Below are 23,890 nucleotides of genomic sequence, written 5' to 3'. Positions count from 1 at the left end.
CACAGGGGTTTCCGCCCCGTCACGCTCTCGTTACGCCCCTGCTAAGCCACCACTCACTCGTCCACGAATGCCTCCTGACCGGGGCTTCCGCGTTCCACCCAAGACGCAACGCCACGAAACTCCCGCCCCCTCGTGCTCCGGCGCCCGGCGTGTGCGACCCTGAGGTCCCATGCCGAAGTACCTCGAACGTCGCCATCACCGCGCACGGCTGCTGCGCGACATGCTCCGCGACGAACTGCTCCGCGGAGACGGCGGGATTGCCGCGCTGCCGTCCGAGGACGAACTGATCCGGCGACACCAGGTCGGCCGGAACGTGGTCCGCGAGGCGCTCGATCTCCTTGTGTCGGAGCGACTCATCCGACGAGTCCGCGGCCAGGGAACGGAACCTACGGCGCACGTGATCGTCCACCACCTCAACCAGCTACGCGCGATCGGCGAGCCAGGACACAGCACCGTCGAGGGCAATGCGATCCACTACCGGAAGCTCTCCTGGGAGCTCGTCCCCGCGCCGCAAGTGGTCGCGGACAACTTGGTCGTTCCAGGCGGGACTCCGGTCATCCGGTGGGAACGCATCACGGCGTCGCGTGATCCCCTTGTCTTGTGGACCAGCTACTTCAGGAGTGACCTCGGCTTGCGGGAGCCCGGGGCGGAGACACCCGGCGTGGATGCGGGTACGTGGGGGTTCCTCGAGGCGGCGGGCATCGAACTCGGTGAAGCCGCGGTGCGCACCGGGGCGGTGCCGGCCGACCCGGCGGTCGCCGAGCTGCTCGCCACCGAGCCGTCCGCGCCGCTCCTGGTGCAGCATCGGCTCCTCACGGACGCCACCGGCCGACCGATCGAGTTCGCGGTCGGGTACTACCGGGGCGACCTCATCGTGATCAGCAACACGTTGCGACGGAACCCCGGTTCAGGGTCATGAGCGGAGGTGCCTTGCGGACGAACACGCAGGCTTGCCCGTGCGAGGGGGTCGCAGCGGCTCCCTCTACCGGCGCTTTCCCTCAGCGACGAAGCCACTCGCCCGCGACTACCGTTGGTGGGATCGTGGGTTCCTCTGGACTGGCCCTCAAGGCCATTCCGAGCCCGTTCGAAGGTTCACGTCAACCAGGGGTCCAGTCGGAGACCGCGCGGCGCAACTCCGTCACGGCTGAGGCGGGGCGGGTCAAGAATCCACACGAGGTTTCGGAGACACGCCCTAGCTCGAGTTGAAGGAGGTGCCGAGAAGCTTCTGGATCTCCATGAGGTTCTGACCGATCAGCTTGGAAACAGCGTCCTCGACAGCGGCTCCGAGATCGAACGAAGGGTCGGACACCCAGAGTTGCGACAGTCCATCCCAGACGGAGATGACCTGTCGCGCCGTTAGCCACGGGTCGGCGTTGGGGTGTGCCAGGCCGGCTTTCTGGCTGTGCTCGAGCAGTCGAGCGAAGAGGTCGACGATCCGCGCGTTGCGTTGCGCGAAGTACTCCGCTGCCGGATGGCCCGCCAACGACGCAGATCCCTTCATCGAGTTCAGTAGGCGAAACCGGGGATCGTGGGGATCGGGGTCCGCAAGCCTACGAAACGCGCGAGCGTCCAAGAGCGTGTCTTCGAGCGTGACATGGGCGCGGTCCGCCTCGTCGTCCTCGATCGCCCCCAGGGCGGCAACCAGAAGGTGGTCCTTCGAGGGAAAGTGGTAGAGCACTGTCGTCTCGCTGGTCCCGGATCGTTGCGACACGAGCGCCGTCGTGACGTTCTCGTGTCCAAGCTCGTCGACGAGTTCCACCACGGCCTGCACGATCGTCTGCCGCCGCTTTGTGGTGGAGGCGTAGGGGCCGCGTTTCCCGGGCGTCGTCGTCGTCATCCGATCAGCATAGGTCAGCGAATCCAGAGTGTTCAAGGAGGTTTGACACTCGCCGTCGATCAAAAAGTGTTGCCCTGGAGTCGAATGGTGTGGTTCACTCTGGTTTCGGATCCCGGTGCTGCCGGCTCCGGCCGTCTACCCAGACACCCACTTCCATCGAAGGAACCCGATGACAACGACGTCACGCCTCACCGCTCGCGCTGCTCGGAAGGTCAGCCGCCGCAGCGATCCCGACCGCCTTTCCACCGGCGCGGGACTCGCGTGGACGACCACCGGGCTCTCCGGCGCCGTCAACTACCTCTTCTTGGGGATGTGGGTCTTCTACGGCACCGACGTCCTCGGACTCAACCCCGCCGTTCTCGGTACCCTCGCTCTGGTCAGCAAGCTGCTCGAGGCCGTGGTCGTGGTCATTTCCGGCTGGCTCGTGGACCGCACCCCCGAGACTCGGTGGGGGAAGGCCCGCCCCTACGAGTTGGCGATCGTCGGCGTCTGGGTCGCGACGTACGCGCTGTTCTCGACCCCCGACTTCAACGATGTCGGCAAAACGGTCTGGCTCTTCGTGTGGCTGGTGATGGCGAACGTCGTCTTCACATCGCTCCTCGGCGCGAACGACTACCTCTACCTCGCGCGCGCCTTCAACTCGCGCGTCCTCGTCGCGAAGGTGTCGACCCGCACCGGCTTCTTCACCACCGTCGGAGTCGTCGTCTTCAACGTCGCCCTCCCCGTCTTCCTCGCCCAGGCGGGCACGAGCGCACCGGCCTGGTCGATGCTCGCGCTCTACCTCGCGATCCCCCTCGCGCTGATCGGTCTCGGCCGCTTCCTCTTCTTCAAGGAGAGGTACCAGACCGAAGCCGAGGACGCCCCGAAGGTCACCTTCCGCGACATCCGCGAGGTGCTCACCACGAACCACTACATCTGGATCATCGCCGGAATCAGCTTCGTCAGCTCTCTCGCCGGCGGCACCGGGATCGCGGTCTACTACTTCAAGTACGTCGTCGGCGATATCTCGCTGATGAGCTTCACCGGGCTGATCCCTGTCCTCATCCTGCCCTCGATGCTGTTCTTCCCCCGCCTGATGAAGAAGTTCAAGGTCAGCACCATCATCACAACCGGTGCGATCGCCGGCGTCCTCGCCGGCGCACTCATGATCGTCGCGAACGGCAACCTGATCCTGATCCTCATCTCCAGCGCTCTCAGCGGTCTGGGCATCCTCCCCATCACCTTCCTCACGCAGCTCCTCGTCATCGACAACGCGAGCTACAACCAGTGGAGCGGGCGCCGTCGACTCGAGAGCACGATGGGCGCCATCACGACGTTCTTCGTGCGGTTGGGTGCTGGGGCCGGTGGCGCCGCGACCGGTTGGGTGCTCGGCGTCGTCGGCTACGACGGGACCGCCGAGACTCAGTCTCCCTCGGCCGTCACCGGCATTGTCCTCCTTGCCGGCGCGTTCCCCGCCGTCCTCTGGATCGGCGTGGTGCTCGTGATGCGGCCGTACCGCAAGTTCGAGCAAATGCTCCCAACCATCACTCAGAGCCTGGCCGTCATCACCGCTGACGACCCGAAGGTCGACACGGTCAAGCCCGAATCTGTTCCCGGGACCGTGCGCACCTCGACCGATGAACACTCGGCCGACAAGTGAACCAGGACGTGTGCGGAGCGGCCGGCCCCGCACACCTCGTCATTCCCGCCCCCAGCTCACCACCTTCGAAGGAACACTGATGACGCTCTCCTCCTCCACCGACGAGTCCCTCGAGGACCTCGCGCTCACGCCCGACCCAGTGGATGAGGCCTTCGCTCAGCCCTATGTCGACGTCGACGAATGGCGAGAGACCCCCGCTCACCATCGCTACATCCACGGCGGATTCGCCGACAGCGACACCCGCTTTTCGCTGTACCTGCCCACGCAGGACCAGTTCGAAGGCCGGTTCTTCCAGCACGTGACCCCGGTGCCTCAGAGCGAGAACCTCGCGCAGCAGCAGCTCACTGACGAGAATCCGGTTCCGTTCACTCTCGCCAGCGGCGGTTACTACATCGAGACCAACGGCGGCGGCCCCGGAGCCGCGAACCCCATGTCCGGGATCGACCCGACCATCGGCGCCTACCGTGCCAATGCGGCGGTCGCCCGACTGTCTCGTCAGATAGCGGAGTGGATCTACGGACCGCAGCGTGTCTACGGCTACCTCTACGGAGGCAGCGGCGGCGGATATCGCACCATCGGCGCATCCGAGAACACCGACGGCGTCTGGGACGGCTACGTGCCGTACGTCATCGGCAGCCCCATGGCCATCCCGAACGTCTTCGCGGTGCGTATGCACGCGCAGCGCCTCCTCCGCCACGCGTTCCCGCGAATCGTCGACGCCTTCGACGCTGGCGGCGATCCGACCACCCTCAAGCTCAGCACGGAGGAGCAGGCTGCTCTCGACGAAGTCACCCGAATGGGCTTCCCGGTTCGGTCGTGGTTCGGCTGGCAAACCATGGGTATGCACGCGTTCAGCGTGCTGTACCCCGGCATCATGCACGCTGACCCCGCTTACGCCGAGGACTTCTGGAGCGCTGAGGGATACCTCGGAAGCGACCTGGATTCGTCCGTACACCGCGACCGCGTCCAGCTGAAGACGACCCTGGTCGAGCTCCTCACCGCCGACTCCGAGACCGCCGCGATCACCGGCGGAGTCGACGAGTCGTACAAGGCGACAGCGCGGCCGCGAACGGTCATCGGCGCGCGAATTGCCGATCGACCGGAGGGGTTCACTCTCGGCGCCGAGCTGGCGATCCTCACCGGTCCGTCGGCAGGCAAACTCCTCCGCCTGACGGGCGTGGACGGAACCACCGTCCTGTTCGAGCCCGGCGAGGGCTCGTTCGAGCTGACCCCGGGCGATGAGGTACTCGTCGACAACTCCAACTTCCTCGCCGCGCAGACCTACCACCGCCACCAGGTCCCCTCGAGCGACTACATCGTCTGGGACCAGTTCCGCACCGCCGCCGGCAGCCCCGCACCACCCCAGCGCCCCGTCCTCCTTGGGCCGCTCTTCGCCGCGGCCGCGTCCGGAACCGTTCCCACCGGTCGCATCAGCGGCCACATGATCGTCGTCGCCTCCCTCCTGGACCGCGAGGCCTTCCCCTGGCAAGCGGACTGGTACCGCTCCCGCGTCGGCGAGTTCATCGGCGACAACGTCGATGACCGGTTCCGGCTTTGGTACACCGACAACGCGCTGCACGGCGACGAGAGCGGCATCCAGGAACACGAGACGCGTACCGTCAGCTACGTCGGCGCTCTCCAGGCAGCGTTGCGCCAGCTCAGCGCTTGGGTGGAGCAGGGCACCGCCCCGGCCCCCTCCACGACGTACGCCGTACACGAGGGGCAGGTGCTCGTCGATGCCAACGACGCCGCTCGGGGTGGCGTGCAGCCCATCGTCGCCCTCACCGTCGACGGCAGCGACCGCGCCGAGGTCAGCGTCGGAGAGATCGTGACTGTGCGGATCACCGCCCACGCAACCACCCGCGCCGGCATCATCACCGACGTCGTCACCGATCTTCACGGCACCGGACACTTCGACACGACCCAGCAGGTCACCCCTGCAGGGTCCGTCGAGATCTCCGAGGCGTGCAGTTTCGAGTTCCCCGGGACCTACCTGATCGCCGTTCGCGCGACCGCTCAGGTCGGAGGCAACGCAGACGACCGGTTTGCGCGAGTCGACAACATCGCTCGAGCCCGCATCGTCGTCCGCGCCATCGACGCGACCTGATCCGCTTCTCCGATCGACACGACCCAGCCTCGCCGAGGCGGCCCGAGTGCACATCCACCAATGTGCTCGCGCAGGAGGTCCTGTCGCGCGTAGCCCTGTGGAGACACATGAGCCCCGACGATCACGACCCGACCCCGCTGCCGGCCGACCGCCAGCCGCACAGCCTGGTCAACGGAGCTAGCAGCAAGCCGGTGGAACGCGCGACGCCTCATCGGGGACCTGATGGTCATTGCACGGCCGTCGCGCATTCGCCTCCAAGGGGGCCGGCGACCGACTTCGCTGACGCGCATGACCTTCGACATCTACCCGCTGCCCGATACCGTGCGAAAGGTGCCTTCGCCTCACGCCGTTGCGGTGTGGGACGCCACGCGCACGGATGGCCACATCTCGGCTGCGAAGGCAAGGCTGCTTGCGCCGGAACTCGACCGAGTGAATGCAACCGCCTACCGAGTGAACAGCGAACCGCCAGTGGGGAAGATCGCGCTGTACGTCTGCATTCCCCACATCCATGGCATCCGAGCGCTTCACACCAAGCCGTCGGAAGGCAGACACCGAATGGTCCTGCGATTCCCGCTCCGCTGCGTTGGCTGCGAGACAGCCTTCACGGCGCGCGTCGGGGTCGCGCCGACCGACTTGACGCGCTTCTACCCGCCTCGCCGCACCCGGCGTCGTTCCCGGGCTACTTGAGCAGCCCCTCCTTGGTCAGCCAGTCCTTCGCGGCGGCCTGGGCCTGGGCCTTCTCGCTGCCCTCGACACGGTTGCGCAGCTCGATGAGGTCATCGGTCGTCAGCTTCTCGGACAGCTTGTTCAACGTCGACGCGAGCTTCGCGCTGTAGATGTCCTTGTTCAGGAACGGCAGGATGTTCTGCGACGCGATCAGGTTCTCGGGGTCCTTCAGCACGAGCAGCTTCTTCGTCACCAGGTCGGGTGACGTCGTGTAGATGTCGGCCACCTGCACGGTGTCGTCGACGAGTGCCTTGACCGTGTCGGGCCCGCCGTAGTCCTCGATCGACTTGAACGTGACCTTGTCCACGCCGTACGTGGACTTGAGCCCGGGGATGCCGTACGGAAGGGTGCCGAACTGCGGGTTGGCACCGAGCGAGAACGGCTCGATCTTCGACAGGTCGCCGATCGACGTGAGGCCGTTCTTCTCCGCCTCGGCCTGGGTCACGACGTAGGCGTCCTTGTCCTCGGCCGGAGACGGCTCGAGCACCTGGAAGTCCTTCGGGATCTCGCTCTTCAGCGCGGCGTCGACCTCCGCTGTCGTCTTCGCGGTGGCCTTGGTGTCGTAGAAGAACAGCAGGTTGCCGTTGTACTCCGGCATGAGGTTGATCGAACCGTCCTTGAGCGCGGGGATCGTGGTCTGCCGCGGGCCGAGGTTGAACTTGGTCGTCACGTCGAACCCGGCGTCCTTCAGGACGAGCGCGTACATGTTGCCCAGGATCTCGCTCTCCGGGAAGTTGAACGAACCGACCACGATCGGCGTGCTGCCCGATCCGTCGTCTCCGCCCGATGCCGGCTTCGTGGGGTCCGAGGTGGAACAACCGGAGAGCGCCACGATCGCCCCGATCGCGACCACACCCGCGAGGATACGTGTCCTGGTGCCTGCTGTGAACATCAGTGGTCCCTTTCGTCGACGGAGAGTGCCGTCACCGCGCGGCGCCGGAGTGGCAGCGCGCGGAAGTGTGTGCGGCGGCGGCGGCGGGTCTGCCCCTCGGGGCCGCGGCGGGTGAGGTGTTGGGCGAGGGCGAACAGGCCGTCGATCACGAGGGCGAGGACCGTCACGAGCAACGCGCCACCGAGGATGAAGTCGTTGTCGTTCAGGCTGATGCCCGTCGAGATGATCGCGCCGAGGCCGCCCAGCGAGATGTACGACGCGATCACGACGGTCGCGATGACCTGGAGGACCGAGGCACGGATCCCGCCGATGATCAGCGGCAGTGACAGCGGCACCTCGACCTTGAGCAGGATCTGCAACTCGGTCATCCCCACCGAGCGCGCGGCGTCCACCGTCTGCGGATCCACGGACTCCACACCGGAGTACGCCCCGGCGAGGATCGAGGGGATCGCCAGGACGACGAACGCGATGATGGACGCGATGAAGGCGGTCTGCGTGAACGGCACGGTCATCCCGATGATGACGAAGAGGGTGCCGAGCAGGCCCAGCGTCGGCAGCGCGCGCATGGAGCCACTGAAGGCGATGACGAAGCTGCGCCCGCGCCCGGTGTGACCGATGTACAGGCCCAGCGGCAGCGCGATCAGCGCGGCGATGGCGACCGAGATGAACGTGTACAGCAGGTGTTCGAAGATCCGGTCCTGGATCGGGAGCGGGGTCTGGAGCCCGGGGCGGTAGTTCGCCGGGTCGAGGAGCCAGGCGACGGCATGGAGGAAGAACTGCACGGTCAGGCCCCCCGTTCGATCGTCGCCAGCGCGGCCCGACGGCGCGACCGACGCGACCGCACCTGGATCCGTCGCGACCACGGCATCAGGACGCGCCCGAGCGCCACCAGGACGGTGTCGAAGACCAGTGCGACGAAGAGACTCGCTGCCACGCCGACCAGGATCTCCTCGAGGAACTGACGCTGTCGCCCGTCCGTGAACAGGAACCCGATGTTCGCGGAACCGACCAGGGCGCCGACCGAGACCAGGGCGACGGTGCTCGCCGAGACCACCCGCATCCCCGCGAGGAGGACGGGACCCGCCAACGGGAGCTCGACCGTCCAGAAACGTCCCCAGGCGGAGTACCCCACCGAGGTGGCCGAGTCGACGACGTCCGCCGGAACGGCGGCGAACGCGTCAGCTGCCAACCGCACCATGATGGCGACCGCGTACACGGACAGCCCCACCACGATGTTCACCGGATCCGTGATGCGGGTGCCGAGCAGGTAGGGAAGGATCACGAAGAGCGGCAGGGACGGGATCGTGTAGAGCAGACTGCCGCCGCCGACGATGACCGATCGGACTGCCTGCCACCGGTTCGCCACCCACCCCAACGGCACCGCCACGACGAACCCGAGGACGATGGGCACGGCCGCGAGACCCGCGTGGGTGACGGTGAGGCCCCAGACGAGACCGAAGTTCGCGATGATCCAGTTCAGGTCAGCATCCCAATCCTCGTCGGACGACCGTCCGCCTCAGAGTAGTCGCGCCGCACCGTTCTGACCGCGACGGATCGTCGCGCCGGCGTCCCCGGGCCGGCTTCCCCGGTCACTGGTGCAGGAAGTCCTGCCGCTCCTGCTCGACCACCGGCGCGAGTCGCACTCGGACCACCGGACCGGAGTCGACGCTGGTGATGCCGTCGAGCGCGACCACGAGCGCTTCGGGGCGCTGCTCCCAGTCGACCTCGCCGGAGTGGCCGAGCACGGCGACGGACCGGATGGTGCGGCCGAGCAGGCCCGAGGCCGACCCGAACGCCCGGATGCGGGCCGACCCCTCGTCGGGATCGGCCAGCAGGGTCGCGTAGACGGCGTCGCCGGTGACGTCGTGGCGCGTGGTGAACCGGACGTCCTCGGCGGTGTACTCGACCGTGTCGGCGTCCACGAACGAGCCGGCGGGACGAGTGGTCGGCCCCTCGCCCGAGATCGTCCACGGCCGGGTGCCGTAGATCGCCTCACCGTTCACCGCGAGCCACGAGCCGATGCCGCGCAGGATGCGGACCTCGGCCTCGGGCAGGGTGCCGTCGGCCTTCGGCCCGGTGTTGAGCAGCAGCACACCGTTCTTCGCGACCACGTCGACGAGTTCGGCGACCAGGTCGCGCACGGTCTTGTAGTCGTGGCCCTCGATCCAGCTCCACGCGGTCTTGGCGATCGCGGTGTCGTTCTGCCAGACGGTCTCGGGTGTGCCAGCCATCGCTCCGCGCTCGATGTCGTACACGGCGCTGCCCGGGGCGAAGGTCTCCCACTTGTAGTTGATGACGACCTCGCGGCCCCACTCGGCGGCGCGGTTGTAGTAGTAGGCCGCGAGGGTCCGGACGTACGGCTGGAACGCGGGCTGCTCGATCCACCAGTCGAACCAGAGCACCTGCGGGCGGTACTTGTCGATGAGCTCGACGGTGCGGAGCAGCCAGTCCTCCAGGAAGCGCTCGTTCGGGGCGGTCTCCTCGCGCTGCGCCGGACCGTAGAAGTCGGTGTACCGCGGATCGAGCACGTCCGAGGGGGTCTTCGTCCCGCCGTTCATGAAGAACCAGTGCTCGGCACGGTGGGACGACGCGCCACGGACCATCCATGCCTCGTCCGCGGCGACGAGGAGCTCACCGAACACGTCACGCCCGGGCCCGAGCTGCGCGGCACTCCAGCGGGAGCGGTCGGTGTCGTACATCGCGAAGCCGTCGTGGTGCTCGGCGACCGGGACGACGAACTGCGCGCCGGCCTCGCGGAACACCCGGACCCACGCCGCGGCGTCGAAGTGCTCCATCGTGAACGACGGGATGAAGTCCTTGTACCCGAACGCGTCGTGCGGGCCGTAGGTCCGGGCGTGGTGCGCGAACTCGGGGGTCCCGGCGCGGTACATGTCGCGGGAGTACCACTCGTTCCGGAACGCGGGGACCGAGAAGACGCCCCAGTGGACGAAGATCCCGAACTTGGCGTCCTGGTACCAGAGCGGTGCGCGGTACTGCTGCAGCGATGCCCAGGTCGCGTCGTACGGGCCCGAGCGCACGACGGCGTCGACCGCGGCCAGGGCCGCGGAGTTGTCCGAAACGTCCACGGGCTCGGGCAGCGTGGCCGGGTCCAGCGGGGTGAGCGGTTCGTGCACGACGTGCTCCGATCGGTTGCGGCGGCTCGCGACGGCGATGTCGGGAGCGTGAGACATCCTATGTCTGTTCGATCTGTCGCGAGGGGTTCCCGGTCAGGGCATCCCCCGACGAGCGCAGCCAGGAGAGCATCGAGCCGTGACCGCTCCGACCACAGCCGACGTCTCGACCGATCAGGGCCCGCACCGAGCTGCGCGGCTGACGCTCGTGCTCGCCTCGCTCGGCTTCTTCCTCATCACGCTCGACATCCTCATCGTGAACGTGGCGCTGACGACGATCGGGCGGGAGCTCGGCGGCAGCACGTCGGGGCTGCAGTGGGTGATCGACGCGTACACGTTGCTGTTCGCCTCGCTGCTGCTGTTCGCGGGCAACCTGTCCGAGCGCATCGGGGCGAAACGGGCGATCGGCTGGGGCATCGCCGGGTTCCTCGTGGCGTCCGTGGCGTGTTCCCTCGCACCGACGCTCGGCGCGTTGATCGCAGCGCGGGCGTTCCAAGGGGCAGCCGCAGCGGTGATGCTGCCGGCCTCGATGGCACTCATCCGCGAAGCCTTCCCGGATGCGCGTGAACGGGCGCACGCGCTCGGCATCTGGGCGGTCGGCGGTGCGGTCGCCGGGGCGGTCGGGCCGATCCTCGGCGGCGCGCTGACGACGCTCGACTGGCGCCTCGTGTTCGCCATCAACCTGCCGGTGTGCGCGGCGATGCTCGTGATGCTCGCCCGGGTGGCGCCATCGCCTCGGCGACCGGCTCGGTTCGACCCGGCCGGGCAGGTCCTCGCGCTGCTCGCGCTCGCGGGGCTCGTCTTCGGCCTCATCGAAGGCGGTGCGACGGGTTTCGACCGGTGGTACGTGGTCGTCGCGCTGGTGCTCGCGGCCGTCGCGGTCGCCGGTTTCCTGCTGGTGCAGGCCCACGGCCGGAACCCGATGATGCCGCTCGACCTGTTCCGCTCCGGTCGGATGCGGATCGCGCTCGGCGTCGGGTTCGCGTTCATGGTCGGCAACTTCGGCAGCGTCTTCGTCCTGAGTCTCTACCTGCAACAGCACCTCGGACTGTCCCCCCTGGCCGCGGGGCTGGTGTTCCTGCCGTCCGCGGCGTTCAGCATCGTCGGCAACATCGTCAGCGGCACCCTCGTGAACCGATTCGGCGCTCGGGTCCCCGTGGTCGCGGGACTCACCACGATGGCGATCGGCATCGTCGTGATGATCGTGCTCGCGCCGTACGACTCGGTCGTCGCAGTCGCGGTGTGCACGATCCTGACCGGCGCGGGCGGATCGGTCGCGATGCCGCCCGCGACGTCGGTCGTCCTCGCCAGCGTCCCCGCTGAACGGTCGGGGACAGCGAGTGCGGTGTTCAACACCTTCCGGCAGGTCGGTGGGGCGGTGGCGATCGCGGTCTTCGGGGCGTTCCTGGCCGACCGGTCGCAGTTCGTCGTCGGGACGCAGACCAGCTTCGTGGTGGCGGCCGCCGTGCTGGTCGTCGCGGCGCTGGCCTCGATGCGCATCCGGACCGAGTGACCGGTACGTCGTGTCGACGCAGGGTCAGCTCCGGTCGGCCGCGCCACGCCCAGCGGCGTCCACCGCGTCGCGTCGGTCGGTCGCAGCGACCGAACCGAGCAGCCGGAGCGCGTCCGCGGTCGGCGAGCCGGGTTCCGCGCTGTACAGCAGGAGGCTCAAGCGCGGGTCGCTCATGAGCCGCGACCCCTCGAAGTGCAGGTCGAGAGCACCGACGACGGGGTGGACGAAGTGCTTCTCGCCCGTGGCGTGCCGACGGACGTCGTGCGCACCCCACTTCGTCCGGAACTCCGCGCTGCGAGTCGAGAGCTCACCGATCAGCGCCTGCAGGTCCTCGTCGTGGGGGTCGTGGCCGGCCGCAGTGCGGAGGATCGCGACGCTCTGGTCGGCGGCGACGTCCCAGTCCGGGTGGAACGCGTCGGCCCAGTCCCGGTCCAGGAACGCGGCACGAGCGAGGTTCGGCCGCTCCGCCTTCCGGAACAGGTCCGCGTAGAGCGCCCGGCCGAGTGCGTTCGCACCGAGCAGGTCGAGTCGGTCGTTGCGGATGAAGGCCGGCCCGCCGGTGAACGCGTCGAGCGTGTGCTGCAGCCCGACGCGCAGGGTCTTCGGCGTCGCTGCACGGCGTTGTCCACGGACCGGGGAGGCGTTCGCCGCTCGTGCGAGGTCGAACAGGTGGTCGCGCTCCGCGTCGTCGAGGAGCAGCGCGCCGGCGATGGCGTGCAGGACGCCGTCCGAGACTCCGGAGAGACTGCCGCGCTCGAGCCGCGAGTAGTACTCCACACTGACGTCGGCGAGCATCGCGACCTCGCTGCGGCGGAGGCCGGCCACGCGCCGGTTGGGCCCACCGGGCAGGCCCACCTGGTCCGGGCGTACCCGGGCACGGCGGCTGACGAGGAAGTCCTTGACGTCGTCGCGGTTCGTGCTCATGAGGCGACCCTACGAGGCCGCGCCGGGGCGCGGGGTGCACTGCCAGGACACCGGACGGGAGGCACGGTGTCAGCTGGCACCGCGCCTCCCGTCCGCTCTGTGGTGCGTCCAACGCGCCCCGCGCGTGATCATGCGCGCGACGCCGTTCAGGCGCTCGCTGTCGCCCCGATGATCGCGGCGGTGAAGAGCACCCAGTCGTTGATGATGTGCGCGCCGGTGCTGACCGCGATGTTCTTCGTGCGGATGTAGGCGAGCGTGAGGACCAGTCGTGCGATGCCGATGATCAGGAACGCCTGCGCGAAGTTCCAGCCGTAGGTCGGCAGGTGCGCTGCACCGAACCAGATCGCGGTCGCGAGCCAGGCGATGAGGATGCCCTGGGTGCGGGTGAGTCCGATGCGGTGGCACAGCGCCATGACCGCCAGGAACGGCAGGATCGTGAAGAGCTCTTCGCCCAACAGCTGGATCGCGGTCCCGACGTAGAACGCGACGATCTCACCCGCGCCGTGGATGCCGTCGGTCGCGGTGTTGGCGTTGGTACCGAAGATCGCCTTGACGATGATCCCGACCGTGAACGTGACGATGATGTTCCCGATCGCGAAGAGCACCATGGCGCCGTAGTCGCGGGCGGTGGTCCGCTGGAAGATCCTCGCCCAGTGTCGTCTCGTGAAGGCGATGAGGACGGCGAGCATGATCGCGGTGAAGAGGAACCGTGGCACGAGCGACTGGATGTTGTCCGCCGCCGGGTAGAAGCTCAGCACGGTGATGCCGGCCACGCACGCGACGACGATGGTCACCCACTGCCATGCGGGGATCCGGATCGGGTCTCCGTCGTAGAACGGGAAGTCCCGACCGTCCTGCCGTTCGATCGCCCTGCCGTACCGTCGAGCCCCTGTGGCCATGGTGTGTCCCCTCGTGCGTTGCATCGCCCTGTGGTGCATGTCGTCTGCACCAGAAGAGAAGGTACCGGCGGAGCCGGTCATCGGTGTGCTGAGCCGTCGCCCTGCAGACGTCGTACCTGCGGCCGGAACCAGAACGCGAAGACCGCGACGACGTACACGGCTTCGAGGATGATGCTGACCGGCACGTTCCAGTCGCGGACCGGCCCGTCGATCACGGCGTCGTTGAGGCCGTGGATCGCAGCGGCGCCGAGGTACGCGAGCACGCCGACGCCGATCGCCCTGTCCGTCGGCAGCGTCTTCGCGGCGAGCCAGATGAGGACCGCGGCCCCGACGGTGATCAGCGGGTGCGAGACCTCGGCGATGATGCGGACGATGACGTCCATCATCATGATGAACGGCGCATCGGACGGAGCCTTCGCGCCGTCGAGGATCGGGTCGAGCGAGGTGATGATGTAGCTGATGCCCTCGAGGAACCCCAACCAGGCGGCGGCGACGAACACGAGCCACACCGCCAGGCGCGGCGAACGGTAGGTGCGCGAGGACAGCAGCAGGATGACGGGCACCAGGAGCTTCAGGAACTCCTCGACGAGACCGGGCCAGATCAGGCCGCCGGGCAGCAGGCTGGCGATGCCGTTCAGGCTCCCGGCGAGCAGCATCGCGATGGTCCCCCAGACGAGGCCGAGCCACAGCGCCTGCACACGGTGGGGCTGACCGGCCAGGGAGACCTTCTGCCGGAAGTACCAGCCGATGGCCACGAGCGGGACCCCGATGCCGATGATCGCGGCGATGACCACCACCACGAGCGAGTACGGCGGCAGGCCGTCCCCGACCGTGGCCTCGCGGCCGCCGGAGAGCATCAGGCTGCCACCCCAGTACCCGAGGAGAGCACCGGCGGCAGCGCCCGCGAGGCCGACGGTGAGTGGTGCGGTCCCCCGGGGTCGCGTCATGGGACCGAAGCTACCAGCGGGCACGACGGCGTCACGCGGTCAGCCGCACACTGACCTCCCACAGCCGCCGGGCGTCGTCGGCGTCGAGCATCGCCGAGTTGGCATCCGACGGGATGCTGTCCGCGGTGAGCGGCCGGACCTCGTCGTCGATCACCGCGACGTCGCTGTCCTTCAGGTAGACCCCGCCGACGCCGTCGAGCAGCGGGCTCGCGGCACCGAACACGAGGGTCGCCGCCCCCTGCTCGATCGTCTTCTTACCGCGCTCTGGATCGACGACGGTCGTACCGTCCTCGTCGACCAGCCCCTGCTCGCGGTACGAGGCGATCCGGGACTCGTCGTGCGGACCCGGGCCGATGATCACTCCGGGGTGTGCGGCGAACGACCGGATGCCCCGGTCGGCGTACCGGCGGTCCAGCTCGACCGCGAACAGCACGTTCGCCCGCTTGGCCTGCCCGTAGGCCGCAGCGGCGTCGTAGCCGCTGGCGAACGCCGGGTCGTCCCACCGGATCTGCCCGAAGCGGGCGGCGCCGGACGTGACGTTCAGGACCCGCGCACCACGGGCCTCCAGAAGGGAAGGGAGGAGCGCCCGCGTGAGCCGGAAGTGCCCGAGGTGGGACGTCGAGAACGACAGCTCGTTGCCGCGGGCGTCGAGCCGCCGGTCCGGCGTGAAGAGCATCGCGGCGTTGTTGACCAGGGCGTGGAGCGGGCGCCCGGAGGCCGTCCAGTGTGCGGCGAAGGCGTCGATCGACGCCGGGTCGGTCAGGTCGAGCTGCTCGACCCGGACCCCGGGGATGCCGGCGACGGCGGCGCTCGCGCGGTCGGTGTCGCGGGACGCGACGGTGACCGTGGCGCCGGCGGCCGCGAGGGCGCGGCTGGTCTCGCGTCCGAGGCGGCCGTGACCGCCCGTGACGACGACGTCCCGGCCGGTCAGGTCGACGCCGTCGAGGACGTCGGTGGCGGTGGACGATGCGGTGAAGGGGGTGGGGAGCGGGCGCTGGTCGGTGATCACGAGTGGTCCTCCTTCGAGTCGATGTGGCCGACGGCGTCGATGTGGTCGACTGCGTCGGTGTGGCCGACTGCGTCGCCGGCTTCGGCAGAGGCGATGGCGTCGGCCGTCGCGGACCACGCGTCGGCGTCGAGCCCGAGCGCCGTCCGGAGGAACGCCGTCGTGGTGCGGCGGACCAGGTCCACGCGCTCCGGGCTCTCGTCGGTCGTGGCGGTGGACGCGTAGTCCTGGATGCCACCGAGCAGGTGCTCCCCGCCGTGCACCGTCACCAGGTGCCGGGCGCCGGGGCCGTGGTGGTACACGTCGGTGAACCAGTCCGGCCCGCGCGTGGAGAGCCGGGACTGGTCGTGGTCCCCGGCGACGACGAGCGACGGGGTGCGCAGCTGGCTGAAGTCCGGGCTCATGAAGGGGAAGTGCTCCTGCGCGAACGGCGTCAGGTCGGCTCCACCGAACCCGGTGGTGGAGAGCAGGACCCCGGCCCGCACGCGGTGGTCGGTGCGGTCCTCGCCTGGCTGTCCGTCCGACCCGATCACCCGGGCGCCGAGGAGCATGCCGACGGACTGGCCGCCCCACGAGTGCCCGGCGACCGCGAGGTTCGCCTCGTCGACACGTCCCGCGAGACCGGGGACGGCGGCGACGAGGAGGTCGAGGTCGTCGATGACCCGCTCGAGGTCGTCGACCCGGGTTTGCCAGATCGTCGGGTAGCGCGGGTCGTCGAGCGTCAGGCCGTAGCCCGTCGAGTCGAGGAACGTGGGCTGGACGACGACGAACCCGTTGGCGGTCCAGTGGTCGACGAGGGGATCGCCGCCGGTCATCGACTGCCCGAAGCCGTGGGCGAAGACGATCACGGGAAGCTCGGTGCCCGTGATCGGGGCGGTGATCCGGACCTCGAGGTCGTGGCCGCGTGACGGCGCGGGCAGGGTGACGGGGCGCACGCTGATCACCTGGGCGTGCGGTGCTGTTGCTGGCATCGGGAGTCCTTCCAGAAGCGGAGGTCACTCGAAACGGAGCGACGTTCCGGAACGATACGGAACAACGCTCCGGATTGCAAGCGAAGCGGATCGGCGTTCCGTTCCGGGTGCAGGCCGTGCGATGATCGGGGGATGAGCACGCCGTCGAACGACACCGCGCCCTCGAACGACACCGCGCCGTCGAACGACACCGCGCCGCCCCGGCGTCGCCGCGACGTCGAACGGAACGAGCGGACGATCCTCGACGCCGCGGCCGGTGTCTTCGCTGCGTCCGGCGTCGGTGCGCCGGTGCGCGAGGTCGCCGCCGCCGCCGGCGTGGGGGTGGGTACGCTCTACCGGCACTTCCCGACCCGCTCGGACCTGGTCGTCGCCGTCTACCGGCACCAGATCGAGGCCCTGGCCGAGGCCGGCCCCGTGCTGCTCGACTCGGCACCGACGTCGTTCGACGCGATCCTGCGCTGGGTGCACCAGTTCGTCGACTTCCTCGGCACGAAGCACGGCCTGGCGCGGGTGTGGGAGGGCGACGCCGACGGCTTCACCGCGCTGCACACACTGTTCGTCGACGAGCTCGTCCCGGTGCTCGGCCGCATGCTCGACGCCGCGCGGGGATCGGGCGAGGTGGTCGCGTCGGTGTCGCCGTACCAGCTGCTCCGCGCCGTCGGCGACCTGGTCGCGTGGAGCCCCCAGGACCCGGACTACGACGTGCGGACGATCGTGACGCTGCTGGTCACCGGCCTGCGGCAGGCGCAGCCGCCGGTCACCCCCGCGCCGGAGACCGGCGCGTAGCGCGCCGACGACCGACGCGGAGCGCGCCCGGTCAGACCGCGTGCAGCATCGCCACGGTCCGGTCCCACAGCTCTCGGGCCAGGTCGGCGTCCTGGGCCTGCGCGTTCGGTACCGCCACCTTGCGCTTCACGTAGTACTCGCCGGTCGGGTAGTCGCGACCGGGGGTGTTGTCGGCCAGGTACACGAGCGTGTCGGCGCCCTTCTCCGGGGTCGTCAGGAACACGTGGCGCAGGGACGTGTGGTACACGAGGTACATCGGCGAGGTCTTGTCGTTCGAGAACCCGGTGCTGATCGTGCCGGGGTGGAACGCCGTCGACGTCACGCCGCGGTCGCGGTACCGGCGGTCGAGTTCCTTGGTGAACAGGATCTGTTCGAGCTTCGAGTCGCCGTAGGCCTTGGTGGCCCGGAAGTGCCGCTCGGCGTCCAGATCGTCGATGTCGACGCGGCCGAAGAGCTTGTTCGCGACGCTCGAGGTGTTGATGACCGTTCCGCCGGACGCGACGAGCCGGTCCATCAGCAGCTCCGTGAGCAGGAACGGCGCCAGGTAGTTGACCTGGAACGTCAGCTCGTGACCGTCGACGGTGACCTGGCGGCCCGCGCTGAAGATGCCGCCGGCGTTGTTGGCCAGCACGTCGATCCGGGGGCAGCGTTCGAGCAGGTCGTCGGCGAGCCCCCGGACGGCGGACAGGTCCGAGAAGTCGGCCACGAAGTGGTCGACGCCGAGGTCGCGGGCGACCCGCTCGGTCTTCGCGGGGTTGCGACCGACCACGACGACCTCGTTCCCGCGGCGGACGAGCTCCCGCGCAGCGGCGACGCCGATGCCGTCGCTGGCGCCGGTGATGACGATGGTCTTCGCGGCCATGGGTGCTCCTCGGGTCGGGTCGGGGCGAGCGTGCGCTCGGCTCCGTCCGTCCTACAGGGTCGGCCCTGAACGGTGCACGTGACGGACGGGAGGCAGGTGGCGGGCCCGCCACGGGCCTCCCGTCCGCCGCCCGGTCGCCGCTCAGGCCGCGCCCGGCCCCGCCAGGTCGGATGTCTGCACGACGACGCCGAGGGCGGGGAACACCGACCGGAACCGGGCGGCGTGGGCGTCCGGGTCCGGGTCGTTGGTGGCGTCCTCGACGAGGACGACGTCGTAGCCCAGGTCGTACGCGGCCCGAGCCGTGGACTCGACGCCGAACGTCGTCGCCTGGCCGACCACGACCACCTCGGTGACGCCGTCGGCGCGCAGCCGCTCGTCGAGACCGGTGCCGGCGAAGGCGCTCCACCCGCCGCGGGTCAGGTTGCCGTCGTCGTCGGCCCGTTCGAGCAGCAGGGAGCCGTAGGCGACCGGAGCCGGGCGGGGGCCGCCGCCGTACTGGGTGGCGCCTGCCGGGGTCGCGGCAGGGTCGTGGCGGATGAACACCACCGTGCCGCCGCCACCACGGGTGGCGCGGGCGAGGGTCTCGACGTTGGCCACGACGGCCTCGACGGGGTGGGTGCGCTGGTACGGCGCGGTCCCGGCCTGCAGGTCGACGACGATCAGGGCGGTGTGTTCGGTGCGGGTGCGGGTCACCGGTCCAGGGTGCTCGATCGTCGGGCGCGGCGCGTACTGCGTCTGCGGTATCCCGGTCGCGGTCACCGGCCGGTCGGTGGGTGCGTGCACGCGTCGATCGCGGCGTACTCCCGGCTGAGTGCGGTCTGGTTCCGCTCGGTGCGCCACGACCGGATGCCGGGCGCTGCGGCCACGGCGGCGATCCACACGCCGGCACCGACGAGGACCGGCACGAGCGTCGGGTCCCCGCCGAGGGCGAGCAGACCGCCGAGCGCGACCGCCAGCACGGCGACCGCGGAACCCGCGGTGGCGACCACACCAGCCAACCGGGCCGGCTGCTGCTCGAGGGCGGCGATCCGGGCCAGCGCCCGCTCGGCACGACGCTCGAGGAGCGGTCGGGCCGCGTCGGGCCGGGTGCGCAGCCGCTGGAGCAGCAGGGACGTCGTGCCGAGCCGTCCGCCCTGAACGGTCACCGTCCAGCCGAACTGCTCCAGGGTGTGCCGGTGAAGCGGCACGAACGCGGTCGGTGCGTACAGCACCCGGGTCTCCAGGTGGCGGGGGACCGGCGCGTGCAGGACAGCGTCTTCCCGGGCGATGGTGTTCGTCATCGGGCTCGGCCCGCGCTCAGGCGGTCCGGCGGCGACTGGCCGCCTCGCACGCGCCGTAGACGACGTCGAACTGGCGGTCGACGGCCGGACGGATCCGCTTGGTGCGCGCCGCGCGGACGAGCTGGAAGGCCACGGGAGCGATCGCCCAGTTGACCAGCCCACCGGCCCCGACGAGGAACACCGTGACCGGGTCGAGCCCGCCGAGCAGGTCGGGGACCGCCACGGTGTCCTGCATGGCGAACACCGAGGCGGCCAGCAGGACGCTGCCGATCGCGCCGAGCGCGTACGCGACCACCGACGCCGCGGTCGTGCGGGAGCGTTCGAGGGCGTCGATCGTGGCCAGGGCGGTCTCGGCGTTCTGCTGGAGCTCGGTCAGTTCGACGGAGCGGACGGCACGGTCGCGGCGGAGGCCGAGGGTGCGCCGGCGGTTCAGTGCGCCCGTCCGGTCCGAGCAGTCGGACGTCCAGCCGAAGTTGCGGTAGGTGTCCGCGTACAGGGCGTCCTTGCCGCGCGGGACGTCGACCGTGCAGTAGTCGTACGTGGTGGCAGCGGGAGCGGCGGTGTTCGTCAGCATCATGGTGGGTCCTCCGGTCGGTGCCGGATCGTTCCGGCCTGGTGTCGATCGTCCCGGGGACGGGCCGCGGGCAGGTCCCCGATCGGTGGTACCCCCGACTACTGCGTTCGCAGTAGCCGGACCGCTGACCCGCACGACAGGATGAGTGCATGCGGCGACTGCGAGCGATCTGGGGTTCGTGGCGTCCGGACGACCGCTGGGTGTTCCGCGGCACCGCCGCCGTCGTCCTGCTCGCGTGCGCGATCGAGTCGGGCCGGGTGATCGCGGCCGATGCCGGCCCGGGGCCTGGCATCGCGGTCGCCGCGACCGTGCTCGCCGTCGTCGCGGCGCCGTGGACACCGTGGACGGCGCTCGGCCTCGCCACGGTCGCGCCGGTGCTCGGTGGCCTGTCCGGGTGGTCGCCGATCGTGACCTGGAGCTGCGCGGTGCTGCTGCTGTTCGCGGTGTCCTCGCGGCGGGGGCACCCGGTCCGCGCCGCGGCGATCGTCGCTCCCGGCGTGGTCATCGGCACGCTCCTCGCGCCGGGGGAGGGCGGTGCGGTACCGACCGCCCTCGGCGCCCTCATCTCCGTCGTCGCCGCGGCGGCCATCGGCTCGGGGCTGCGGGTACAGCACCAGTACCGGGCGTCGTTGGAACAGCGCGCCGCCGATGCCGTCGCCACGCGGGAACTCGAGGCCGAGCGCCGCGTGGCCGAGGAACGCGTCCGGATCGCGCGGGACCTGCACGACGTCATCGGGCACGAGATCGCGGTGGTCAGCATGCAGCTCGGGGTCGCCGAGGTCACCCTGCCCGCCGGGGCCGACGAGGCCCGGCGTGCGCTGGATGCCGCCCGGGACGGCGTGCGGAACGTCCTGACGGAGACCCAGCACGTCCTGACGGTGCTCCGTTCGGCGTCGGGCAGCGGCGCCGACCTCGACGACCCGACGGCTCCGGCCCCCGGCATCGAGCAGCTCCCCGGACTCATCGCGTCGTACGAACGGATCGGCCTCGACGTCGATGCCCGACTGGACGACGTCGGCCCGGTCTCCGTGCCGATCGGTGTGACGGTCTACCGGGTGGTGCAGGAGTCGCTCACCAACGCCCACCGGCACGGCGAGGGCCGGACGACCGTCACCCTCGCCCGCGCCGGTGACGACCTGGTCCTCGAGGTCCGCAACCCCCGCCGGCGGACCCCGGCGAGCGACCCCGTCGCAGGCCGGAGCAGCGGGCTCGGTCTGGTCGGCATGCGCGAGCGCGTCGCCGCCGTCGGAGGGTCCGTCCAGGCCGCGGCGGACGGCGTCCTGTTCGTCGTCCGCGTCCGCCTGCCCACCGCGAACGGAGCACGATGACCACACGAGTGATCCTGGTCGACGACCAGGACATGATCCGACTGGGGCTCCGTGCGATCCTCGACCGCCAGGACGGCATCGAGGTCGTCGGCGAGGCCGGGGACGGGCTCGTCGCGGTGCAGACGGCGCTGTCGGTCCCGGCGGACGTCATCATGATGGACATCCGGATGCCGGGCATCGACGGGGTCGAGGCGACCCGACGGATCCGCGCCGAGCGCACCGCCGAGCAGGTGCGCATCGTCATGCTGACGACCTTCGACCAGGACGAACTCGTCTTCGCGGCGCTGCGTGCCGGGGCGAACGGGTTCCTCAGCAAGGCCGCGGGACCCGCAGAACTCGTCGCCGCGATCGAGGAGGTGGCAGCGGGCGGAGGGGCGCTGTCCGCGGCGGCCGCAGCGGCGCTCATCGGACAGGTCGCCCGCACCCCCGCGTCCTCCGTCGACCCGGAGATGACCCGGCGCTTCGAGGCCCTCACCGCTCGCGAGCGCGACGTCGTGGTGATGGTCAGCCGAGGTCAGGGCATCGACGCCATCAGCGCCGAGCTCTTCCTCTCACCACTCACGGTCAAGACCCACGTGAACCGGGCCATGGCGAAGGTCGACGCCCGCGACCGGGCCCAACTCGTGGCGTTCGCGTTCCAGGCCGGCCTGGTCGACTGAGGTCGCCGCCGGCCGAACCCTCGCCGCCGGCGCTTCCGGGAACCGTCGCAGCGCCATCGCGAGCCCGATCACCGCAGCCACGCCGCCGAGGAACACCCCGCTCGCACCCGTGGACGCAGCAGCGTCCTCGGCGCTGCCCGCGAACGAGAGCAGTGCCGACTGGGTCAGCACGAGCAGGACCACCGCGGCGGCGACGTTCACGAGCTTCGTCGCCTCGACGAGTGGTTCCCCGTCCTTGCGCGCGGTCACCGCACCCCAGACCCCGATGCCCAGCTCCGCGAACGTCGCCGCCGCGATGACGATCGCCACCCACTGGTCGTAGTGCACGGGGTGCGCCCGCCCGACGAGCATCGGCACGCTGCACCCGACGAACACGACCGACATCGCGGTGACCGCACCCCCGATCCACCGGTGTCCGGCCTGCCGGAACCGCATCCGGTCGCCGTTCGCTGCATCGAACGCGAACGACAGCCGGTGCCGACGAACGGCCCAGACCTTCGCGGCCGCGACCCCGAGCGTGAAGACCACGGTCGCGGCGAGGAACAACGAGGGAGCCGCGCAGAACAGGACGACCTTCCACCCCGCCATCACGAGGCTGCTCGGCACCGACAGCACGGCGAGCACGAGCCCGCGGCGCGGCCGATCCCGCCACACCGTGACGGCGTACTGCACGGCGACCTTCCTGGTCACCGGCATCAGTCGAACGTGACGACGACCTTGTCGGCCGCACCGGGGGTCGCAGCCACCCGGAGGGCCTCGAGCACGTCGCTCGCCGGGAAGACGTCGCTGACGATCTGCGCGTACGCCTCGGGGTTCGCGATGATGTGCTCGGTGACGTCGAAGATCTCGGTCGGGTACCCCATCGCGGTCACGATCGTCGGCTCGACGGCCAGCAGGTCACCGAAGTCGACCTCCACGGGCCGCTTGTGCACCGCCACGACGCCGATCGTCGCGCGGTGCTTCGCCAGGCGCAGCGCCGTCTGCACGGTGGCCGGCACCCCGGCGGCGTCGAGCCAGACATCGGTGCCGGACTTCCCGCCGTGCCCCACGCCGTCCCGTGCTTCGCCGTGCAGGGCGATCAGGCGCTCGTCGAGTGGCTCGTCCGCCGAGTTCACGACGGCATCGGCTCCGACGAGCAGGGCCTTCTCGAGCCGCGACGCGATCACGTCGACGACGACCACGTGCCCGACGCCGAGCGCCTTGTAGCTGATCACGGCGCCCAGCCCGATCGGGCCGGCACCGAACACGACGACCGTGTCGCCCGGCTGCGGCGCGGTCCGGTTCACGGCGTGCAGGGCGACCGCCATCGGCTCGTTGAGCGCGGCCACCTGCCAGGGCAGTTCCTTCGGGACCAGGGCGATGCTGGTGCCGAGCACGGCCTGCTCGACGAGCAGGAACTCGGAGAGCCCGCCGGTGGGGCCGCCGTTGCCGATGATCCCGCGTGGGTCGCCCATCGGGTTCACCACCACGTGGTCGCCGACGGCGATGCCCTCGACCGCGTCGCCGACGGCGGCCACCTCTCCGGCGACCTCGTGCCCGAGGGGCGTGTGCCCCTCACGCGGCGGGATGCCGCCGCGCGCAGCGTAGAAGGCGTCGGAGCCGCAGACCCCGCACGCCTTGACGGCGATCAGGACGTCGGCGGGGCCGACCTCGGGGACGGGCTCGTCGCGGATCTCGACGGATCCGGGGCCGGTGACGACGACGGTGCGCATGGTGCTCCTCACGTCACGAGCACGGGCGGCTCGGGACGGAACCATCTGACCAAGACGGCGACCTGCGCACGTACTGCGATCGCAGTAGCGCCGGGTC

At 70.0% G+C, this 23,890-nt stretch carries 24 protein-coding genes; 8 read left to right on the top strand and 16 right to left on the bottom strand.

Annotation, left to right across the window (positions count from 1 at the left end; translation table 11 throughout):
• Window positions 1-169: 169 nt before the first annotated feature.
• Window positions 170-919: a GntR family transcriptional regulator gene (locus EDF23_RS06385; protein WP_123340216.1), complete on the top strand. Its 750-nt coding sequence runs from the start codon at window positions 170-172 to the stop codon at window positions 917-919.
• Between the two features lie 273 nt (window positions 920-1,192).
• On the opposite strand, the gene EDF23_RS06380 is transcribed toward EDF23_RS06385, so the two are convergent.
• Window positions 1,193-1,837: a TetR/AcrR family transcriptional regulator gene (locus EDF23_RS06380; protein ID WP_123671905.1), complete on the bottom strand. Its 645-nt coding sequence runs from the start codon at window positions 1,835-1,837 to the stop codon at window positions 1,193-1,195.
• A 169-nt stretch (window positions 1,838-2,006) separates the two neighbouring features.
• Here EDF23_RS06380 and EDF23_RS06375 point away from each other — a divergent pair, with 169 nt between their 5' ends.
• The 3 genes from EDF23_RS06375 (at window position 2,007) to EDF23_RS06365 (ending at window position 6,270) form a co-directional block, all read left to right on the top strand.
• Window positions 2,007-3,476 (top strand): MFS transporter, encoded by a 1,470-nt coding sequence (locus EDF23_RS06375; protein ID WP_123340218.1) that lies wholly within the window; start codon window positions 2,007-2,009, stop codon window positions 3,474-3,476.
• A gap of 79 nt (window positions 3,477-3,555) precedes the next feature.
• Window positions 3,556-5,583: an alpha/beta hydrolase domain-containing protein gene (locus EDF23_RS06370; protein WP_131921168.1), complete on the top strand. Its 2,028-nt coding sequence runs from the start codon at window positions 3,556-3,558 to the stop codon at window positions 5,581-5,583.
• A gap of 288 nt (window positions 5,584-5,871) precedes the next feature.
• Window positions 5,872-6,270 (top strand): hypothetical protein, encoded by a 399-nt coding sequence (locus tag EDF23_RS06365; protein WP_131921166.1) that lies wholly within the window; start codon window positions 5,872-5,874, stop codon window positions 6,268-6,270.
• On the opposite strand, the gene EDF23_RS06360 is transcribed toward EDF23_RS06365, so the two are convergent.
• The 4 genes from EDF23_RS06360 to EDF23_RS06345 all read right to left on the bottom strand — a co-directional run bounded on the left by EDF23_RS06360 (window position 6,263) and on the right by EDF23_RS06345 (window position 10,392).
• Window positions 6,263-7,201: an ABC transporter substrate-binding protein gene (locus tag EDF23_RS06360; RefSeq protein WP_131921165.1), complete on the bottom strand. Its 939-nt coding sequence runs from the start codon at window positions 7,199-7,201 to the stop codon at window positions 6,263-6,265. The two genes, EDF23_RS06365 and EDF23_RS06360, sit on opposite strands and share 8 nt — an antisense overlap.
• Window positions 7,201-7,983 (bottom strand): ABC transporter permease, encoded by a 783-nt coding sequence (locus EDF23_RS06355; protein ID WP_131921163.1) that lies wholly within the window; start codon window positions 7,981-7,983, stop codon window positions 7,201-7,203. The genes EDF23_RS06360 and EDF23_RS06355 overlap by 1 nt, the downstream gene beginning before the upstream one ends.
• Before the next feature lie 2 nt (window positions 7,984-7,985).
• Window positions 7,986-8,612: an ABC transporter permease subunit gene (locus EDF23_RS06350; protein WP_307860918.1), complete on the bottom strand. Its 627-nt coding sequence runs from the start codon at window positions 8,610-8,612 to the stop codon at window positions 7,986-7,988.
• A 178-nt stretch (window positions 8,613-8,790) separates the two neighbouring features.
• The gene (locus EDF23_RS06345) at window positions 8,791-10,392 is read right to left on the bottom strand and encodes an alpha-L-fucosidase (RefSeq protein WP_131921161.1); all 1,602 of its coding nucleotides are present in this window, start codon (window positions 10,390-10,392) and stop codon (window positions 8,791-8,793) included.
• Window positions 10,393-10,471: 79 nt separating this feature from the next.
• Between EDF23_RS06345 and EDF23_RS06340 the strand changes: the two genes are divergently transcribed.
• The gene (locus EDF23_RS06340; protein ID WP_207895452.1) at window positions 10,472-11,845 is read left to right on the top strand and encodes an MFS transporter; all 1,374 of its coding nucleotides are present in this window, start codon (window positions 10,472-10,474) and stop codon (window positions 11,843-11,845) included.
• Between the two features lie 24 nt (window positions 11,846-11,869).
• Here the strand turns inward: EDF23_RS06340 and EDF23_RS06335 are convergent, their stop codons facing one another.
• The 5 genes from EDF23_RS06335 to EDF23_RS06315 all read right to left on the bottom strand — a co-directional run bounded on the left by EDF23_RS06335 (window position 11,870) and on the right by EDF23_RS06315 (window position 16,592).
• Entirely contained in the window at window positions 11,870-12,769 is a 900-nt protein-coding gene (locus EDF23_RS06335) for a helix-turn-helix transcriptional regulator (RefSeq protein WP_131921159.1), read from the bottom strand.
• A gap of 146 nt (window positions 12,770-12,915) precedes the next feature.
• Window positions 12,916-13,668: a CPBP family intramembrane glutamic endopeptidase gene (locus EDF23_RS06330; RefSeq protein WP_207895451.1), complete on the bottom strand. Its 753-nt coding sequence runs from the start codon at window positions 13,666-13,668 to the stop codon at window positions 12,916-12,918.
• A gap of 77 nt (window positions 13,669-13,745) precedes the next feature.
• Window positions 13,746-14,615: a PrsW family glutamic-type intramembrane protease gene (locus EDF23_RS06325; protein WP_131921155.1), complete on the bottom strand. Its 870-nt coding sequence runs from the start codon at window positions 14,613-14,615 to the stop codon at window positions 13,746-13,748.
• A gap of 31 nt (window positions 14,616-14,646) precedes the next feature.
• Window positions 14,647-15,624, bottom strand: a complete 978-nt coding sequence (locus EDF23_RS06320; protein WP_131921153.1) for an SDR family NAD(P)-dependent oxidoreductase — start codon at window positions 15,622-15,624, stop codon at window positions 14,647-14,649.
• Window positions 15,621-16,592 carry an alpha/beta hydrolase gene (locus tag EDF23_RS06315; RefSeq protein WP_131921152.1) on the bottom strand — a complete coding sequence of 324 codons (972 nt, stop codon included), beginning with the start codon at window positions 16,590-16,592 and terminating at the stop codon, window positions 15,621-15,623. The genes EDF23_RS06320 and EDF23_RS06315 overlap by 4 nt, the downstream gene beginning before the upstream one ends.
• A 132-nt stretch (window positions 16,593-16,724) precedes the next feature.
• On the opposite strand from EDF23_RS06315, the gene EDF23_RS06310 reads away from it, so the two are divergent.
• A complete protein-coding gene (locus EDF23_RS06310; RefSeq protein WP_123939147.1) occupies window positions 16,725-17,378 on the top strand; it encodes a TetR/AcrR family transcriptional regulator in 654 nt (217 codons plus the stop codon).
• 31 nt (window positions 17,379-17,409) lie between these two features.
• Here the strand turns inward: EDF23_RS06310 and EDF23_RS06305 are convergent, their stop codons facing one another.
• The 4 genes from EDF23_RS06305 to EDF23_RS06290 all read right to left on the bottom strand — a co-directional run bounded on the left by EDF23_RS06305 (window position 17,410) and on the right by EDF23_RS06290 (window position 20,097).
• Window positions 17,410-18,240 carry an SDR family NAD(P)-dependent oxidoreductase gene (locus EDF23_RS06305; RefSeq protein WP_131921150.1) on the bottom strand — a complete coding sequence of 277 codons (831 nt, stop codon included), beginning with the start codon at window positions 18,238-18,240 and terminating at the stop codon, window positions 17,410-17,412.
• Between the two features lie 141 nt (window positions 18,241-18,381).
• The gene (locus EDF23_RS06300; protein ID WP_131921148.1) at window positions 18,382-18,933 is read right to left on the bottom strand and encodes a cysteine hydrolase; all 552 of its coding nucleotides are present in this window, start codon (window positions 18,931-18,933) and stop codon (window positions 18,382-18,384) included.
• A gap of 62 nt (window positions 18,934-18,995) precedes the next feature.
• Window positions 18,996-19,520: a hypothetical protein gene (locus tag EDF23_RS06295; RefSeq protein WP_131921146.1), complete on the bottom strand. Its 525-nt coding sequence runs from the start codon at window positions 19,518-19,520 to the stop codon at window positions 18,996-18,998.
• Window positions 19,521-19,536: 16 nt separating this feature from the next.
• Window positions 19,537-20,097 (bottom strand): hypothetical protein, encoded by a 561-nt coding sequence (locus EDF23_RS06290; protein WP_131921145.1) that lies wholly within the window; start codon window positions 20,095-20,097, stop codon window positions 19,537-19,539.
• Between the two features lie 146 nt (window positions 20,098-20,243).
• Between EDF23_RS06290 and EDF23_RS06285 the strand changes: the two genes are divergently transcribed.
• Both EDF23_RS06285 and EDF23_RS06280 read left to right on the top strand, forming a co-directional pair.
• The gene (locus EDF23_RS06285; protein WP_131921143.1) at window positions 20,244-21,422 is read left to right on the top strand and encodes a histidine kinase; all 1,179 of its coding nucleotides are present in this window, start codon (window positions 20,244-20,246) and stop codon (window positions 21,420-21,422) included.
• Complete coding sequence (locus EDF23_RS06280) at window positions 21,419-22,081, top strand: response regulator transcription factor (protein ID WP_123293819.1); 663 nt, start codon at window positions 21,419-21,421, stop codon at window positions 22,079-22,081. The genes EDF23_RS06285 and EDF23_RS06280 overlap by 4 nt, the downstream gene beginning before the upstream one ends.
• Here EDF23_RS06280 and EDF23_RS06275 read toward each other — a convergent pair.
• Window positions 21,974-22,777: a hypothetical protein gene (locus EDF23_RS06275; RefSeq protein ID WP_131921141.1), complete on the bottom strand. Its 804-nt coding sequence runs from the start codon at window positions 22,775-22,777 to the stop codon at window positions 21,974-21,976. The two genes, EDF23_RS06280 and EDF23_RS06275, sit on opposite strands and share 108 nt — an antisense overlap.
• Window positions 22,777-23,793: a zinc-binding dehydrogenase gene (locus tag EDF23_RS06270; RefSeq protein ID WP_131921139.1), complete on the bottom strand. Its 1,017-nt coding sequence runs from the start codon at window positions 23,791-23,793 to the stop codon at window positions 22,777-22,779. Before EDF23_RS06270 ends, EDF23_RS06275 begins: the two co-directional genes overlap by 1 nt.
• Between the last annotated feature and the right edge of the window lie 97 nt (window positions 23,794-23,890).

The organism is Curtobacterium sp. PhB128 (assembly GCF_004340725.1).
In the GTDB taxonomy this organism is placed as follows: domain Bacteria; phylum Actinomycetota; class Actinomycetes; order Actinomycetales; family Microbacteriaceae; genus Curtobacterium.
Note: the sequence above shows the minus strand (reverse complement) of the source record. Positions and strands in the feature narration are given on the sequence as shown.

Coding starts and splice junctions, on each gene's coding strand:
- EDF23_RS06305 (WP_131921150.1), bottom strand. CDS start 18,240: ATGGCCGCGAAGACCATCGTCATCACCGGCGCCAGCGACGGCATCGGC.
- EDF23_RS06280 (WP_123293819.1), top strand. CDS start 21,419: ATGACCACACGAGTGATCCTGGTCGACGACCAGGACATGATCCGACTG.
- EDF23_RS06385 (WP_123340216.1), top strand. CDS start 170: ATGCCGAAGTACCTCGAACGTCGCCATCACCGCGCACGGCTGCTGCGC.
- EDF23_RS06380 (WP_123671905.1), bottom strand. CDS start 1,837: ATGACGACGACGACGCCCGGGAAACGCGGCCCCTACGCCTCCACCACA.
- EDF23_RS06310 (WP_123939147.1), top strand. CDS start 16,725: ATGAGCACGCCGTCGAACGACACCGCGCCCTCGAACGACACCGCGCCG.
- EDF23_RS06330 (WP_207895451.1), bottom strand. CDS start 13,668: ATGGCCACAGGGGCTCGACGGTACGGCAGGGCGATCGAACGGCAGGAC.
- EDF23_RS06315 (WP_131921152.1), bottom strand. CDS start 16,592: ATGCCAGCAACAGCACCGCACGCCCAGGTGATCAGCGTGCGCCCCGTC.
- EDF23_RS06370 (WP_131921168.1), top strand. CDS start 3,556: ATGACGCTCTCCTCCTCCACCGACGAGTCCCTCGAGGACCTCGCGCTC.
- EDF23_RS06275 (WP_131921141.1), bottom strand. CDS start 22,777: ATGCCGGTGACCAGGAAGGTCGCCGTGCAGTACGCCGTCACGGTGTGG.
- EDF23_RS06345 (WP_131921161.1), bottom strand. CDS start 10,392: ATGTCTCACGCTCCCGACATCGCCGTCGCGAGCCGCCGCAACCGATCG.
- EDF23_RS06335 (WP_131921159.1), bottom strand. CDS start 12,769: ATGAGCACGAACCGCGACGACGTCAAGGACTTCCTCGTCAGCCGCCGT.
- EDF23_RS06360 (WP_131921165.1), bottom strand. CDS start 7,201: ATGTTCACAGCAGGCACCAGGACACGTATCCTCGCGGGTGTGGTCGCG.
- EDF23_RS06365 (WP_131921166.1), top strand. CDS start 5,872: ATGACCTTCGACATCTACCCGCTGCCCGATACCGTGCGAAAGGTGCCT.
- EDF23_RS06270 (WP_131921139.1), bottom strand. CDS start 23,793: ATGCGCACCGTCGTCGTCACCGGCCCCGGATCCGTCGAGATCCGCGAC.
- EDF23_RS06290 (WP_131921145.1), bottom strand. CDS start 20,097: ATGATGCTGACGAACACCGCCGCTCCCGCTGCCACCACGTACGACTAC.
- EDF23_RS06375 (WP_123340218.1), top strand. CDS start 2,007: ATGACAACGACGTCACGCCTCACCGCTCGCGCTGCTCGGAAGGTCAGC.
- EDF23_RS06295 (WP_131921146.1), bottom strand. CDS start 19,520: ATGACGAACACCATCGCCCGGGAAGACGCTGTCCTGCACGCGCCGGTC.
- EDF23_RS06285 (WP_131921143.1), top strand. CDS start 20,244: ATGCGGCGACTGCGAGCGATCTGGGGTTCGTGGCGTCCGGACGACCGC.
- EDF23_RS06325 (WP_131921155.1), bottom strand. CDS start 14,615: ATGACGCGACCCCGGGGGACCGCACCACTCACCGTCGGCCTCGCGGGC.